Consider the following 13913-nt stretch of genomic DNA (forward strand, 5'->3'; position numbering starts at 1 on the left):
CTGCCAGCAATGGAAGCCATCATCCATGCCAGATCATGCCCGCACCGACAGCCTTCGTCAGCGCATCGAGGCGCTGGGAGACTGGTTCCACAACATGGATCTGGGCGGTGTCCAGACCGCTCCCGACCATTTTCTGGGGGATTATCCGGCCTTCCAGTGGGAACGCCTGCGCCCGGCGCTGCCCGCCGATCTGACCGGCATGCGGGTGCTGGATATCGGCTGCAATGCCGGCTTCTTCTCCATTCAGATGAAGCAGCTCGGCGCCGATCAGGTGGTGGCGGTCGATCATGATCCGCGCTATCTGGCCCAGGCGAAGCTGGCGGCCGAGGTGCATGATCTGGATATCAGCTTCCGGCAGTTGTCGGTCTATGACATCGGCCAACTCGGCGCGCGGTTCGATATCGTGCTGTTCATGGGCGTGCTCTATCACCTGCGCCACCCGCTGCTGGCGCTGGACCTGATCCATGAACACGTGGCCGATGATCTGCTGGTGATGCAGTCGATGGAACGCGGCGGCACCGCATCCGGCACGGTCGAGGGTTCACCGCCAGAAGTTGCGGAAGATTATGATTTTCGTGTTCTGGATGTGTTCGACCAGCCGGATTTTCCCCGGATGCATTTCATCGAGCATCGCTATTGCGGCGATCCGACCAATTGGTGGCTGCCCAACCGGGCCTGCGCCGAAGCCATGCTGCGCAGCGCCGGCTTCGACATCCTGGCGCGGCCGGCGGCGGAGATCACGCTCTGCCGCCGTCGCTGAACCGGACTCAGGTCGGGTCCATGGCGCCGCTGCCGTCTTCGGCCTTGTCGTCGTCGGCCGGCATCCGCGCGGCGGGCGCCTGCGTGCCGCCGGTGCCGTCCCGGGCCGTATCGGCCGCCAGCGGGCGTTCATCGGCCCCGGTGCCTTGAGCGCTGAACGCCGCGGCGGCCTGGCGCGCCAGATCGAGCATCTCGGGCGGGGTATCGCTTTCGGTTCCATAAGCGGCGTAAAGATCCTGAAGCTCGGTATCGATCGCGGCCGCGTCGCCGTTGTCCGGATGGGTGGTGTCGATACGGCTCTTACGGCTGTCGGGATGTGCGCTGGCCATGGGTTGAAGGTGTTCCTTCAGTCTGCGGCTCGGACCGGTCACGGCACCGGCAATGAGACCCGCCGCCGGATCGCTCCGCCGGCCGGTTCACCCCGGCAACCTCACCAGGGCGGCTGCTGGAATAACAAGACTGCCGATTGTTGTACGATGCCAGAGATGCACCGGATCAGCGGTCCTTCAGGTTATTTTTACCGTGTCGCCACGCCTCATCGCGGCAGATACGGGCGGTATAGGCCTGCCCGGTGAAGCAGACGGCCTTCGGATGATGCAATCTGCAACGAACGTCGCAGGTACCATCCTGGATCCGATGGTCATCATCTAAACATATACGGCCGGCGAGTGTTTCTCCTACGTTTGGAACCAATGCGATAAGCTTCTGTTGATGCGACGTGTCTGCAACACTTCATCGCGCCGGAGCAGGATATGTCGGATCATCTTCATCCGCCACGGAAGCAATCGACCCGGCCCGGACGCGCGCGGGACATGCGCCCGAAGCCAGACTATTCCCCGCGCTTTCCGGGGGCCGGGCGCCTGACCGGCAAGGTGGCGCTGATTACCGGCGGGGATGGCGGTATCGGCCGCGCCGTGGCTGTGGCGATGGCGCGTGAGGGCGCCGATATCGCGATCGTTTATCTGAACGACCATCGTGATGCCGAGGAAACCATGCGGCTGGTCGAGGCCGAGGACCGCAACGCCATCCATATCGCCGGCGATGTCGGCCGGGAAGCCATCTGCCGGAATGCCGTCAACGAGGTGGCGAAGACCTTCGGGCGCCTCGACATCCTGGTCAACACCGCCACCGAGCAGCACGAGGTGGTCGATTTCACCGCGCTGTCGGCCGAGCAGATGGAAGAGACCCTCAGAATCAATGTCTTCGGCTGTTTCTTCATGACCAGGGCGGCGCTGCCGCATCTGCCGCGCGGCGGCGCCATCATCAACACCACCGCCGTCACCCCCGGCAAGGGTCAGCCGGCGATGATCGACGATGCCGCCAGCCAGGGCGCGGTGGTGGCCTTCACCCGCGCGCTGTCGACCCTGCTTCTCGACCGGGGCATCCGGGTCAACGCGGTGGCGCCGGGGCCGGTCCGGACCTCCCCCACACAACCGGATCAGGGTGCAGAGCAGGATCAGGGGGCAGAGCAGGCCGGCTGGGCGCCCATGGGGCGCCCCGGCCAGCCCAACGAGATTGCCGCCTGCCACGTCTTCCTGGCCAGCGACGAGGCCTCGTATATGACCGGCCAGGTGCTGCACCCCAATGGCGGCAGCATCGTGGCCCTCTGATCGCGGGCCTCAGCCGTCGCGAAACTTCGCCGGCTGGCCGTCCGGCGGATAGCCGTTGCTGGCCAGCAGGCGCGACAGGTGCACGATGTTGCGCGCGGCGAGCCCCACGGTCTCCACCACCTTGTCGGGCGTCTGGTCCAGATCCTTGAAGTCGACATGCCCCATGGCCTCGCCCACCCAATAGGCGGCGGCGTTGGGCGGGATGGTGAAGCCGACATCCGCCAGCCCCTGATAAAGCTCGGCCGTCACATGATGGGCGCCGTCCTCGTTGCCGACCACGGCGACACCGGCCACCCGGCCATAGGACACCAGCCGGCCGCTGTCGTCGGTCTCGCCCAGAAACGCGTTCAGCCGCTCCAGCACCCGTTTGCAGACGCTCGACGGCTGGCCCAGCCAGATGGGGGTGCCGATGATCAGGATCTGGGCGTCCAGCACCGCCTTGCGGATCGCCGGCCAGGCATCGCCCGGCCCCTCGTCCGAGGTGATGCCCGGCTTGATGTCGTGGTCGACCGCCCGGATCACCGGCGCCGTCACCACACCCTGTTCGGCCAGCGCCGCCATGAACAGCCGCAGCATTTTTTCGGTCGACGAGTTGGGCTTCCCCGATGCGGCGTCAACCCCCTTCAACGTGCAATTGATCGCAACTGCCCGCAATGGCCGTTCCGTGGTCATACCCGATCTCCCCGGTTGGCACTACCGGTATTGCCAGTATGGCCGGTATGACCGCTGTCATCGGCCCGGATGAATTTGAAGAACCGGCTGGTCTTTCCGTCGGCGGTCTTGTCCTGATACAGGAAGCTCAGACCGCTGTCGTCGAACTTGCGGAAGAACAGATCCCAGTCGATCCGCTCCAACCCCTCGTCCGGCTCGCCATCGTCGAAATCGATCCGCAATATCCCGGCGTCCCTGCCCTTATGGGTGGCCTTGACCGCGGCCGGATGCCCCTGCCGCGCCTCGGCCCATTTCCGGATCGTGTCGTGGTCGGTGGTGGTCTGGCTGTCGGACATGTTCGAACCTCCTTGTGCAGATGGTGCACCCCGACAATCCGCTGCCCCCCCACAGGGTTCCCGGAACCGGCGCCCCCCGATCGCGGTTGATGCCCGATCGCAGTTGCCCGGATCCACGGAGGCAGACACCATGGCCAGAGCCCGGAAACCCGCCACCGGAACCGATGCCGCCGGAACCGACACCCCGGCCTCGCGGCCGGTCTGGACCGGGCATATGCGCCTGGCGCTGGTCTCGGTGCCGGTGAAGCTGTACGCGGCCACCAGCAGCGGGCCCAGGATCAACTTTCATCAGATCCATGAGCCGTCGCAGAAGCGCATTCGCTATCAGAAGATCGTCCCTGGCATCGGCCCGGTCGACACCGACGAGATCGTGAAGGGTTTCGAGCTGGAGAAGGGCCGCTATGTTCTGGTCGACCCGCGGGAAATCGACGCCCTGAAGATCGAGACCCGCCACACCCTCGATCTGGTGCAGTTCGTCGACCATGGCGAGATCGCCCCGATCTGGTATGACCGGCCGTATTACGTCGTTCCCGACGGCGATCTGGCGCTGGAGGCCTATGGCGTGCTGCGCGACGCGCTGACCCGCGCCGGCCGGGTGGGGCTGGGCCAGTTCGTGATGCGGGGCCGGGAATATGTCGCCGCGCTGAAGCCCTGCGGCCGTGGCATGATTCTGGAAACGCTGCGTTTTCCCGACGAGGTGCGCCGCGCGGCCCCGTTCTTCACCGAAATCGACGACGATGCCGGCGACCCCGAACTGCTGGACATGGCGAGCGAGCTGATCGACCGCAAAACCGCGCCCTTCGACCCGAAACGCTTCGAGGATCATTACACCGAGGCGGTGCGCGAGCTGATCGACGCCCGATGCCACGACAAGCAGGCCCGCGACAAGCAGATCGAGATCGACGAGGGCACCGACGAGGCGGCCGGCGGCGCCAAGGTCATCGATCTGGTCGAGGCGTTGCGCCGCTCGGTGAAAGGCGCCGGCAAGAAGAGCAGCGGCGGCAAGGGCGGCGGCAGCGGGCGCCGCAAGGCGGGCTGACCGGCAATGGCCCGCACGCCGCCGCCCGACGATGATCCGCTGACCGCCTATCGTGCCAGGCGCGATTTCAGCCGCACGCCAGAGCCGGATGCCGGGACGGATGCCGGGCCGGCAGAACCCGCACGGGCGGCGGCCAGGCGCCTGACCTATGCCATCCAGAAACACGCCGCCCGGCGGCTGCATTACGATCTGCGGCTGGAATGGGGCGGCGTGCTGAAAAGCTGGGCCATCACCCGCGGCCCCAGCCTGGATCCGGCGCAGAAGCGGCTGGCCGTGCGCACCGAAGATCATCCGTTGAGCTATGCGGGCTTCGAGGGCCGGATTCCCCAGGGCGAATATGGCGGCGGCGACGTGCTGCTGTGGGATCGCGGCTGTTGGGAACCGCTGGGTGATGCCGGGGCGGCGCTTAATGCGGGCCGGCTGGACTTCATCATCCATGGCGAACGGCTGCGCGGCCGGTTCGTGCTGGTGAAGATGACGCCGCGCGCGGGAAAAAAGCCCGAAAAGCGCGAGAACTGGCTGTTGATCAAGCGCGACGACGCCGATGCCGATCCGGGCCGGGACATCACCCGCACCCACCAGACCAGCGTGAAAGCCGGGACCAGCGTGAAAGCCGGGCACGAGCCGCCACCACCATCGGCGCCGCCGCCGGATTTTGTCGAACCGGCGCTCGCCACCCTGGTCGACCGGCCGCCGCGCGGCAGCGGCTGGGTGTTCGAGATCAAGCTCGACGGCTATCGCGCCCTGGCATCGATTTCGGGCGATCGGGTGATCATCCGCACCCGCAGTGGCCTTGACTGGACCGCGCGCTATCCGGGGATCGCCAGGGCGCTGGCCCGGCGCGGCACGGCCAAACCCCTGGACCGGGTGCTGCTGGACGGCGAGATCACCGCCCTGGACCGCGACGGCCGGCCCGATTTCGCCACCCTTCAGGCGGTGCTGACCGATGGCGCGGCCGATGCATTGAGCTTCGGCGTGTTCGACCTGCTGGCCGAGGGCGGCCAGAGCCTGCTGCATCTGCCATTGTCCAGCCGCAAGGTGCTGCTGCGGGCGCTGTTGGACGCCGACGACCCGCCGGGCGACGGCATCCATGTCATCGACCACGCCCCCGGCCCCGGCGCGGCGCTGCTCGACGCCGTCTGCGCCAGCGGCCATGAAGGACTGATCGCCAAACGCATCGACGCCCCCTATCGATCGGGCCGCGGCCGCACATGGCTGAAGATCAAATGCGGCCACACCCAGGAATTCATCGTCATCGGCTGGTCGCCATCGACCGCCATGCGGCCATTCGCGTCGCTGCTGCTGGGATTGCGCGACCGCGGCCGGTGCCGCTATGCCGGCCGGGTCGGATCGGGCTTCACCGACCGGAGCATGGCCGATCTGGCCCGGCGGCTGGCGGCGCTGGAACGCGCCCACCCGCCGGTGGATGCCGGCGATATCGATCCGTCCATCCGCCGCACCGCCCATTGGGTAGACCCGGACCTGGTGGTTCAGGTGGCCTTCGCCGGCTTCACCGGCGACGGCCAGGCGCGTCAGGCACGGTTCGCGGGCCTGCGCGAAGATAAACCCGCCGGCGAGGTCGGCACAGAGACCGCCCGCCCCATCGACGAGGCCCTGGACATGACCGACACGGCCGAGACCACCATTGCCGGCATCCGCCTGACCCACCCCGACAAGGCGCTGTTCCCGGAACAGGGCGTCACCAAGGGCGCGCTGGCGCGCTGGCTGGATGCGGCATCGGATCTGATGCTGCCGCATCTGCGCAACCGGCTGGTCAGTCTGGTGCGCTGCCCCGACGGCCACGACAAGACCTGTTTCTTCCAGCGCCATGCCGGCGCCGGCCTGCCCCGTAGCATCGCCCGCAAGCCCGTGCCGGAAAAGGACGGCGACACGGCCGAGTATCTGTATCTGCGCGACACCACCGGCTTGATCGGCGCCACCCAGATGGGCGTGCTGGAATTCCATATCTGGGGATCGCATGTCGACCGGCCCGACCGACCCGACCGGCTGGTCTTCGATCTGGACCCCGACCCGGCGGTGGATTTTCCGGCCGTGCGTCAGGCGGCCTTCGACCTGCGGGACGCGCTGGACGCCTTGGGCCTGCGCAGTCTGCCGCTGCTGACCGGCGGCAAGGGCATTCACGTCGTGGCCCCGATCGCCCGGCGCCACGACTGGCCGGTGATCGCCGCTACCGCCAAGGCACTGGCCCTGCGCTTCGCCGACCACGACCCCGCCCGCTATGTGGCGACGATGAGCAAGGCCAAGCGCCGGGGCCGGATCTTCATCGACCATTTCCGCAACGCCCGATCGGCCACCGCCATCTGCCCCTGGTCGCCCCGCGCCCGCCCCGGCGCGCCGGTGGCGCGGCCGGTCACCTGGGAGGATCTGCCCGATATCGACCGCGCCGACGCCTTCCGTATCACCGATCCCCTGCCCGACACCGACCCCTGGGCCGGCTATGACGGCATCCGCCAGAGCCTGTCGGCCGCGGCGTTGCGGGCGCTGGGGGTGGATCCGCGCCAGCCGGGCTGACGCGCAGGCGGCGTGACACCAGACCATCGGCCATGATGCCAACCGGCGGTAGCGCCGGCCCGGTCCACGCCGCTAAGCTCGGCGCGGGAACCACCCGAACCGGGGCAGAGACCGCATGCGACCCTTCATCATCGCCAACCTGCGCTGGATCGCCGCCGGCTTTCTGCTGTTGTTCGCGTCATCCTTCGGCCAGACCTTCTTCATCGCCCTGTCGGGTGGCGCGATGCGCGGATTTCGGCCTGACCGATGGCGGCTTTGGCGCGCTGTACATGGCGGCCACCCTGACCGGCGCGCTGGGGCTGGTCTGGCTGGGGCCGATCGTCGACCGCCTGGCGCCCCTGGCGGGTGATGCTGATCGCGATGCCGGCGCTGGCGGCGGGCATGGTGACGATCGCGCTCGCGCCTGCCCTGCCGGTGCTGCCTGCCCTGCCCGTGCTGTTTCTGGCCCTGTGCCTGCTGCGGCTGTTCGGGCAGGGCATGATGGTGCATATCGCCTATACCGCCATCGGCCGCTGGTTCGCCGCCGGACGCGGCAACACGGCAGGACGCGGACGGGCGGTGTCGCTGTCGGCATTAGGGCTCAATCTGGGGCAGGCGGTGCTGCCGCTGGCCTTCGTGGCCGGGATGGCGGCCGGAAGCTGGCGGCTCAACTGGCTGGTCGCCGCCGGTGTGCTGCTGCTGGTGGTTATGCCGCTGGCGGTGTGGCTGGCGCGGGTTGAGCGGGTGCCGGGGAAGCCTGTGCAGGCTGGCCCGGCCGGCGGCCTTCCAGAGCCGGCCCCCGCCCCGGCCCCCGCCCCGGCCCCGGCCCCGGCCCCGGACTGGGGCTGGACCCGGGCACAGGTGCTGCGCGACCCGTTCTTCTATGGCCTGCTGCTGGGCATGCTGCCGCCGGCCTTCATCAGCAACACCATCTTCTTTCATCAGGTGCATCTGAGCCAGTTGCGCGGCTGGCCGGCGGATGTCTTCGCCTCGGCCTTCACCGGCTATGCGCTGGTGACGGTGGCCGCCGTGCTGCTGGCGGGCCAGTTGATCGACCGGTTCTCGGCCCGCGCCCTGCTGCCGGCCTATCTGCTGCCGATGGGGGCCGGTTGCCTGCTGCTGGGGCTGGTCGATGCCCCCTGGGCCGCCTTTGGCTTCATGATGCTCTATGGCATCTCGGACGGCGCGTCGCTCGCCCTGTTCGGCAGCCTGTGGCCGGAAATCTATGGCACCCGCTTTCTGGGCGCGATCCGCGCCGCGGTGGTGGCGCTGATGGTGTTCGCATCGGCCCTGGGGCCGGGGATCGGCGGCGCGCTGATCGATCTGGGGGTGGCCTTCCCCGCCCAGATCGCCGCCTTGGGCCTGTACTGCCTGCTGGTGCCTGGCGTCTTGCTGGTGCTGGTGGGCCGGCTGGAGCGGCGCGGACCCGCGCCATTGACAGGCTGATCCTGATGCGCTCCGCTCAGGCCGTCACGCTGACCTCGACCGTCATGTCGTCGAAGGCATCGGCGGCGCCGGCATAGCTGCCGGCGACCGGCAGGGTCTGGCGGATGTCGCGGGCGACCGCGACCGGGATCAGATTGGCGCCGCCGACGCTGCGATTGGTGGGATCGAAGGTGATCCAGCCCGCCCCCGGCACGAACACCTCGGCCCAGGCATGGGTGGAACCGGCACCGGCCGATCCCAGCAGGCTGGTATCGGGATCGTAAAGATAGCCCGACACGATCCGGGCGCCGAAGCCCAGGCTGCGCACCGCTTCGACGAACAGCACCGCATAATCGCGGCATGACCCGCGGCCACGCTCCAGCGTCTCGTTGGGCGACTGGGTGCCCTCGTCATCGCGGATCTCATACGACACCCAACCGCCCAGACCGGCGCTGATATCCTTCAGCAGCGCCAGCGTGTCGGTGGTTTCGCCGGCAACGAAAGCCCGCGCCCAGCGCGCCAGGCTGCCGGCGCGGTCTTCATACTGCCGCACCGCCAGCGGCCCCAGATCGGTCCAGTCGTCGTCGCTGTAACGGAACGGATAGCGCATCGCCGCCACGTCGATGGCAAAGACCGGCCAGGCCGGCGCGGTCAGTTCCACCACCGCGCGGCTGTGGAACGCGATCCGGTCGGTGGGGCCCGCGAAGCTGGCGGTGGCCACGGCGTTGCCCGCGACATCATGCGCCCAGGTGACGGTCGCCTGCGGCGAAACCGCCACGTCATGCGCGATCAGCCGCAGGTCGCGGCTTTCGCGCGGGCGCAACATCAGCCGGTGCGGCCAGGGCTCCACCGGCTGGCGATAGCGATAGCTGGTCGTGTGCTGAATGGTGAGGATGGTCACGGCGCCGGTCTCCGGATGCGATGCGTCTTCTGGGATATGGGCCCCCATGGCGGATCTGCCATGACCGGGTCGCGGGTGCAGGGCTGCGGGGGCACGAGGGCGCGACAGACCTGTCGACCCTTTATCATGCTGCAACGCAAAATTATTGCAAGATGCACCAGCACCTGAGTCTTCATCCTTGTCTTTCCGGCGCGACCGGGCCACAGTGTCGGAAGTCGATCCATGGCCAGATGACTTGGCCTCTCTCTGAAGAAAATTCGTCCAAGGCCGAAAATTTTCTGATCCGAGATATGATTTCGACGATCCGTGGCAACGCGGATACATAAATCGATGTGAAAGGGATTCCCATGGCGACGGGAACCGTGAAGTGGTTTAACGCCCAGAAGGGCTTTGGTTTCATTGCGCCGGATGGTGGCGGAAATGATGCCTTCGTCCACATCAGCGCTGTCGAGCGCTCGGGCCTCAGCGACCTCCGCGAAGGCCAGAAGGTCAGCTACGAGCTGGTATCCGACCGCAAGAGCGGCAAGATGTCGGCCGACAGCCTGAAGGTTCTGGGCTGACACCCGCATCTCGCGGATGACGCCCTGCCGGAATAAGCCGTCGCACTGATCCGTCATTGAAACGGCCGCCTTCCGAGACCCCACACCTGCCCGTCAGGTGTGGGGTCTTTGCATGTTCAGGGCCGGGTATGTTCAGGGCCGGGCATGTTCAGGCCCGGGCATATGGCATCATCCGGCTCCGTCGTCGCGATCCGGCGCCCGACCCTCGCGCAGAACCGCGAAGACGATCGCGGCGCATATAACCGTGATGATGGCCAGACCGTCCAGCAGCCGTGTGACGGCATCGGCATAGCCGGTGATAAGGGCGTCGTGGCCATCCGGTCCGGCGATCGCCAGAGCCGGGGCCGGGTCGCCGGTGGCCAGACGCCGGGCGGCGGCAAGCTGTGCCTGTGGCGTGGCGTCGGGGAACAGCGGCGCCAGCCGGGCAGTCAGCAGCCCTGAGAACAGGGCGCTGACGATTGCCAGCGCGACGCCTTCGCCCGCAACCCGTGTGGTGCTGAAAATACCGATCGCCATGCCGGCCCGTTCGGTGGGAACGACACTGACCGACAGGGCATCCATCAGACCCCAGGGCAGGCCCGATCCGATACCGATCACCAGCAGTGGTCCGGCATAGGCCATGGCATCGGCGCCCGGTGCCACGCGGCCCAGCCAGACGAGCCCGCCAGCGGCCATCAGCAGGCCAGCGCCGCACACGGTACCGGCCCCGAACCAGCGGGTCAGCATGGCGGCACCCACCGGCACCACCAGCATCGGCGCGGATAGCGCCATCATCATCAGCCCGGCCCTGGTCTCGCCAAGCCCGTCGATGCCAATGAAGCGCAAGGGCAGCAGCACCAGCAGAACGACATAACAATAGCAGGTCGCGACCGGCAGCACCTGTACCCCCACGAAGCGTGGATAGCGGAACAGGCTGAGGTCGAGCATCGGCCGCCGCCCTCGCGTCTCGACCACGATGAACACGATCAGCATCAGCACCGTGCCGGCGAACAGCGCCAGGATCAGCGGGCTTGCCCAGCCGGCCGCCGGCCCCTGGATCACCGCCACGGTGAACAGCGAGAGCATCGCCGTGAAGCTGATCGTTCCGGCCCGGTCGAGCCCGGCCGCGTCTGGATCGCAGCTCTCCCGCAGATGCCGCGCAGCGGAGGCCATGGCGATCGCGGCCAGTATCGCGCCGGGCAGAAACACCGCCCGCCAGCCGATGCTGTCGATCAGAACACCCGCGAGACCGGGACCGAAGGCCAGGCCAACACCGAATGTGGTGCCGAGCAGGCTGAAGGCCCGGGTTCTGGCCGGCCCGGAAAATTCCTGCGCGAGCGCCGCCGAGCCCCCCGCCAGGGCGGCGGCGGCGCCAAGCCCCTGCACCGCGCGCAGCAGATCGAGCACCAGAACCGTGGGCGACAGGCCAAGGCCCGCCGAGGTGACGGCGAACACGCCCAACCCCCACAGGAACACCCGCTTGCGCCCGAACTGGTCGGCAAGCGCGCCGGCCGCCATCATGCAGCCGCCGAAGGTGAGCATGAAGGCATTGGTGATCCAGGTGAGTGCCGCCGGATCGCCGCCCAGAGCGCGGGCGATCGCGGGGGTGGAGACGGCACCGGCCGAAAAGCTCAAGGGCAGCACAAGTGCCGCCAGACACACCGCGGCAAGGATGCGCGGTTTCGACTGGGCGGGTCGGTGCCCGCGGTATTCCGTCATGGCTGCATCCGATCAACTGGTTCATGGCCGTTGGATGCGAGGCTATAGCGGAGCGCATGCCGGATAAACCGACACTAAGTCGTTTTATTACGGAGGATTATGCTCTAATATCAGCAGATGGAAAGCTTGTCCGGCATTCTGGCCTTTGTGCAAACCGCGGAGCATCTGAGCTTCGTCGCGGCGGGGCGTCGGCTTGGCATTTCAGCCTCCGCGGTGGGCAAGAGCGTCGCGAAGCTGGAAAACGACTTGGGCGTCCGGCTGTTTCACCGGACGACGCGGCGGGTATCGCTGACCGAGGAAGGGGCTGCGTTCCACGAGCGTTGCCGCCGGATTCTCGACGATCTGCGCGACGCCGAAGCCATGCTGTCGGATAGAGCCGGCACGCCGCGCGGCCGCCTGCGGGTGGGGCTGCCCACCATCGGATACCGGTTCCTCATGCCGGTGATTCCGGCCTTTCAGCGCCGCTATCCGGATATCGAACTCGATCTCGATTTCAACGACCGGATCGTCGACCCGGTCGAGGCCGGGCTGGATGTTGTGATCCGCAGCGGCCCGCTTGCCGATTCAAGCCTGATGTCGAGGCGGCTGGGGTCGTTCCGGTTTGTGATCTGTGCCGCCCCCAGCTATCTGGCGGCGTGCGGCACGCCGCTGACGCCCGGGGATCTGGCGGGGCATGATTGTCTGCGCTTCCGCTTCCCGACATCCGGTAAGCTTCAGACTTGGCAGTTCGCCCGCGAGGTGGAGGCCGATCCCTTCCAGGGCGCCCCCACCCTGACCTGCAACAACATGGAAGCCCTGCTTGGCGCGGCGTTGGCCGGACTGGGCATCGCCCATATGCCCGACTTCCTGGCCCGCGACGGCCTGAACAATGGCGGCCTTCAAACCATTCTCGACGGGTTCACGGGCGAGCCCGGCCAGTTCTCGGCGCTCTGGCCGTCGAGCCGGCATCTGACGCCACGGCTGCGGGTGTTCGTGGACCACCTTTGCGAGACGCTGTTCTGAGGCACGCGGCGGTCAGGTTGATCCCGGGGACCCCGCCGGCGCCGGCTCGTGGCCCCGCTCGACCCATGCATCGATGCTGAGCGAACCCGGGCCGGCGGCGGCGATATACAGGAAGAGGAAGCAATACAGTATGGCCGCTTCGCCATGGTTCAGGACGGGAAAGAACCCCTGCGGGCTGTGAACGATGACATAGGCGAACGCCATCAGACCCGACAACAGAAACGCGACCGGACGCGCGAACAGGCCGACGAGAAGCAGAAACCCGCCGATCAGTTCCAACGCGCCGGCGACATACAGCATGGTGTTCAGCGGATACTCGAACGGCGCGGGCCATCCCAGCAACTTCATCGTTCCATGCGTGAAAAACGATCCTGCCGATACGATGCGCAGGATACTCAGAAGCTCCGACGCCCATCGTTGACCCCATTTGAACTGCACCCGTCTGCCCCTCAGCGTCCACGATGCACGCGGCACGTCGTGGTTGAATGTTGATGATGAGCCGGCAGCCTATAAGACGGTCATGGCACGACTGTGCCGACTTTGTAGAATATTGTATCGACCTGTATCGATCGCGGACGGGTCGCGACGATGCGCGCCGGCCAGGCCGACCATCTGTATCGATCCGGCGACAGATTGACATAACCTCCGGCACTTCAGGCGCTCGGCGGCATATCTCTGCGATACCGTCCACCTACCCTCACGACAGACAAACCATGCGCCAGCAGCGTTTCGGGCCTGCCTGAACCGCGCGCGCATGCTGGACAAGGGGGAGAGGTGGTCATGACGGATCATCATTGCAGCCATGACGGACTATCCGAGGTCACCCGCCGCACCGTTCTGAAAGTCGGGGCGGGCGCGACGGCCGCCAGCCTGGTTCCTCTCAGGCTCGGCGCGCAGGCGCAAGGCGCCACCCCACCACCCGAAAGCGGCCCGACCACGCCTGTTTCGTTCGTGGTCAATGGCGAGCGCGTCACGATGGATGTCGATGCGCGCGCCTCTCTGCTCGATCTTCTGCGCGAGCGGCTGGCGTTGACCGGCACGAAAAAGGGCTGCGATCACGGCCAGTGCGGCGCCTGCACGATCCATCTGGACGGCCGCCCCGTCGCGTCCTGCCTGACCATGGCCGCCAAGGTCGACGGGCGGCAGGTCACGACGATCGAAGGGCTGGCGCGGGGCGGTGATCTGCACCCGATGCAGCAGGCCTTCATCGACCATGATGCGCTTCAATGCGGTTACTGCACCCCCGGACAGATCATGTCGGCCGTGTCCTGCGTGACCGAAGGCCTTGCAACCGATCCCGGTGCCATCCGCGACTTCATGAGCGGCAACATCTGTCGCTGCGGCGCCTATGTCGGGATTCTGGCCGCGATCGAGCAGGCCGCCGGCGTCATGAGGGGCTGA

Annotated in this window: 14 protein-coding genes; 8 read left to right on the top strand and 6 right to left on the bottom strand. The window is 67.2% G+C overall.

Annotation, left to right across the window (positions count from 1 at the left end):
* Nucleotides 1-25: 25 nt before the first annotated feature.
* Nucleotides 26-760 (top strand): TIGR04290 family methyltransferase, encoded by a 735-nt coding sequence (locus IEW15_RS02995; RefSeq protein ID WP_188574762.1) that lies wholly within the window; start codon nucleotides 26-28, stop codon nucleotides 758-760.
* 7 nt (nucleotides 761-767) lie between these two features.
* On the opposite strand, the gene IEW15_RS03000 is transcribed toward IEW15_RS02995, so the two are convergent.
* Nucleotides 768-1088 carry a hypothetical protein gene (locus IEW15_RS03000; protein WP_188574765.1) on the bottom strand — a complete coding sequence of 107 codons (321 nt, stop codon included), beginning with the start codon at nucleotides 1086-1088 and terminating at the stop codon, nucleotides 768-770.
* A gap of 483 nt (nucleotides 1089-1571) precedes the next feature.
* Here IEW15_RS03000 and IEW15_RS03005 point away from each other — a divergent pair, with 483 nt between their 5' ends.
* Nucleotides 1572-2369: an SDR family oxidoreductase gene (locus tag IEW15_RS03005; protein WP_229707776.1), complete on the top strand. Its 798-nt coding sequence runs from the start codon at nucleotides 1572-1574 to the stop codon at nucleotides 2367-2369.
* A 9-nt stretch (nucleotides 2370-2378) separates the two neighbouring features.
* On the opposite strand, the gene IEW15_RS03010 is transcribed toward IEW15_RS03005, so the two are convergent.
* Both IEW15_RS03010 and IEW15_RS03015 read right to left on the bottom strand, forming a co-directional pair.
* Nucleotides 2379-3041, bottom strand: a complete 663-nt coding sequence (locus IEW15_RS03010) for a flavodoxin family protein (RefSeq protein ID WP_188574769.1) — start codon at nucleotides 3039-3041, stop codon at nucleotides 2379-2381.
* Nucleotides 3038-3376 carry a hypothetical protein gene (locus tag IEW15_RS03015; protein WP_188574771.1) on the bottom strand — a complete coding sequence of 113 codons (339 nt, stop codon included), beginning with the start codon at nucleotides 3374-3376 and terminating at the stop codon, nucleotides 3038-3040. The genes IEW15_RS03010 and IEW15_RS03015 overlap by 4 nt, the downstream gene beginning before the upstream one ends.
* A gap of 130 nt (nucleotides 3377-3506) precedes the next feature.
* On the opposite strand from IEW15_RS03015, the gene ku reads away from it, so the two are divergent.
* The 3 genes from ku to IEW15_RS03030 all read left to right on the top strand — a co-directional run bounded on the left by ku (nucleotide 3507) and on the right by IEW15_RS03030 (nucleotide 8372).
* Nucleotides 3507-4415: a non-homologous end joining protein Ku gene (ku, locus tag IEW15_RS03020; RefSeq protein WP_188574773.1), complete on the top strand. Its 909-nt coding sequence runs from the start codon at nucleotides 3507-3509 to the stop codon at nucleotides 4413-4415.
* Between the two features lie 6 nt (nucleotides 4416-4421).
* Nucleotides 4422-6947 carry a DNA ligase D gene (ligD, locus tag IEW15_RS03025; protein ID WP_188574775.1) on the top strand — a complete coding sequence of 842 codons (2526 nt, stop codon included), beginning with the start codon at nucleotides 4422-4424 and terminating at the stop codon, nucleotides 6945-6947.
* A 348-nt stretch (nucleotides 6948-7295) separates the two neighbouring features.
* Nucleotides 7296-8372: an MFS transporter gene (locus IEW15_RS03030; protein ID WP_229707777.1), complete on the top strand. Its 1077-nt coding sequence runs from the start codon at nucleotides 7296-7298 to the stop codon at nucleotides 8370-8372.
* A gap of 16 nt (nucleotides 8373-8388) precedes the next feature.
* Here IEW15_RS03030 and IEW15_RS03035 read toward each other — a convergent pair whose 3' ends face one another.
* Complete coding sequence (locus IEW15_RS03035; protein WP_188574777.1) at nucleotides 8389-9252, bottom strand: transglutaminase family protein; 864 nt, start codon at nucleotides 9250-9252, stop codon at nucleotides 8389-8391.
* A 347-nt stretch (nucleotides 9253-9599) separates the two neighbouring features.
* Here IEW15_RS03035 and IEW15_RS03040 point away from each other — a divergent pair, with 347 nt between their 5' ends.
* The gene (locus IEW15_RS03040) at nucleotides 9600-9812 is read left to right on the top strand and encodes a cold-shock protein (protein ID WP_188574779.1); all 213 of its coding nucleotides are present in this window, start codon (nucleotides 9600-9602) and stop codon (nucleotides 9810-9812) included.
* Between the two features lie 168 nt (nucleotides 9813-9980).
* On the opposite strand, the gene IEW15_RS03045 is transcribed toward IEW15_RS03040, so the two are convergent.
* A complete protein-coding gene (locus tag IEW15_RS03045; RefSeq protein ID WP_188574781.1) occupies nucleotides 9981-11510 on the bottom strand; it encodes an MFS transporter in 1530 nt (509 codons plus the stop codon).
* Nucleotides 11511-11627: 117 nt separating this feature from the next.
* Between IEW15_RS03045 and IEW15_RS03050 the strand changes: the two genes are divergently transcribed.
* Complete coding sequence (locus IEW15_RS03050) at nucleotides 11628-12512, top strand: LysR substrate-binding domain-containing protein (protein ID WP_188574783.1); 885 nt, start codon at nucleotides 11628-11630, stop codon at nucleotides 12510-12512.
* 12 nt (nucleotides 12513-12524) lie between these two features.
* Here the strand turns inward: IEW15_RS03050 and IEW15_RS03055 are convergent, their stop codons facing one another.
* On the bottom strand, nucleotides 12525-12950 hold the full coding sequence (locus IEW15_RS03055) for a DoxX family protein (RefSeq protein WP_188574785.1): 426 nt from the start codon (nucleotides 12948-12950) through the stop codon (nucleotides 12525-12527).
* Nucleotides 12951-13292: 342 nt separating this feature from the next.
* Between IEW15_RS03055 and IEW15_RS03060 the strand changes: the two genes are divergently transcribed.
* The gene (locus IEW15_RS03060; RefSeq protein WP_188574787.1) at nucleotides 13293-13913 is read left to right on the top strand and encodes a (2Fe-2S)-binding protein; all 621 of its coding nucleotides are present in this window, start codon (nucleotides 13293-13295) and stop codon (nucleotides 13911-13913) included.

The sequence above is a fragment of the Tistrella bauzanensis genome, assembly GCF_014636235.1.
Classification (GTDB): domain Bacteria; phylum Pseudomonadota; class Alphaproteobacteria; order Tistrellales; family Tistrellaceae; genus Tistrella; species Tistrella bauzanensis.

Excerpts from the sequence above, each read along its gene's own strand:
- IEW15_RS02995 (WP_188574762.1), top strand. The coding sequence starts at position 26 with ATGCCAGATCATGCCCGCACCGACAGCCTTCGTCAGCGCATCGAGGCG.
- IEW15_RS03000 (WP_188574765.1), bottom strand. The coding sequence starts at position 1,088 with ATGGCCAGCGCACATCCCGACAGCCGTAAGAGCCGTATCGACACCACC.
- IEW15_RS03005 (WP_229707776.1), top strand. The coding sequence starts at position 1,572 with ATGCGCCCGAAGCCAGACTATTCCCCGCGCTTTCCGGGGGCCGGGCGC.
- IEW15_RS03010 (WP_188574769.1), bottom strand. The coding sequence starts at position 3,041 with ATGACCACGGAACGGCCATTGCGGGCAGTTGCGATCAATTGCACGTTG.
- IEW15_RS03015 (WP_188574771.1), bottom strand. The coding sequence starts at position 3,376 with ATGTCCGACAGCCAGACCACCACCGACCACGACACGATCCGGAAATGG.
- ku (WP_188574773.1), top strand. The coding sequence starts at position 3,507 with ATGGCCAGAGCCCGGAAACCCGCCACCGGAACCGATGCCGCCGGAACC.
- ligD (WP_188574775.1), top strand. The coding sequence starts at position 4,422 with ATGGCCCGCACGCCGCCGCCCGACGATGATCCGCTGACCGCCTATCGT.
- IEW15_RS03030 (WP_229707777.1), top strand. The coding sequence starts at position 7,296 with ATGCTGATCGCGATGCCGGCGCTGGCGGCGGGCATGGTGACGATCGCG.
- IEW15_RS03040 (WP_188574779.1), top strand. The coding sequence starts at position 9,600 with ATGGCGACGGGAACCGTGAAGTGGTTTAACGCCCAGAAGGGCTTTGGT.
- IEW15_RS03045 (WP_188574781.1), bottom strand. The coding sequence starts at position 11,510 with ATGACGGAATACCGCGGGCACCGACCCGCCCAGTCGAAACCGCGCATC.
- IEW15_RS03050 (WP_188574783.1), top strand. The coding sequence starts at position 11,628 with ATGGAAAGCTTGTCCGGCATTCTGGCCTTTGTGCAAACCGCGGAGCAT.
- IEW15_RS03060 (WP_188574787.1), top strand. The coding sequence starts at position 13,293 with ATGACGGATCATCATTGCAGCCATGACGGACTATCCGAGGTCACCCGC.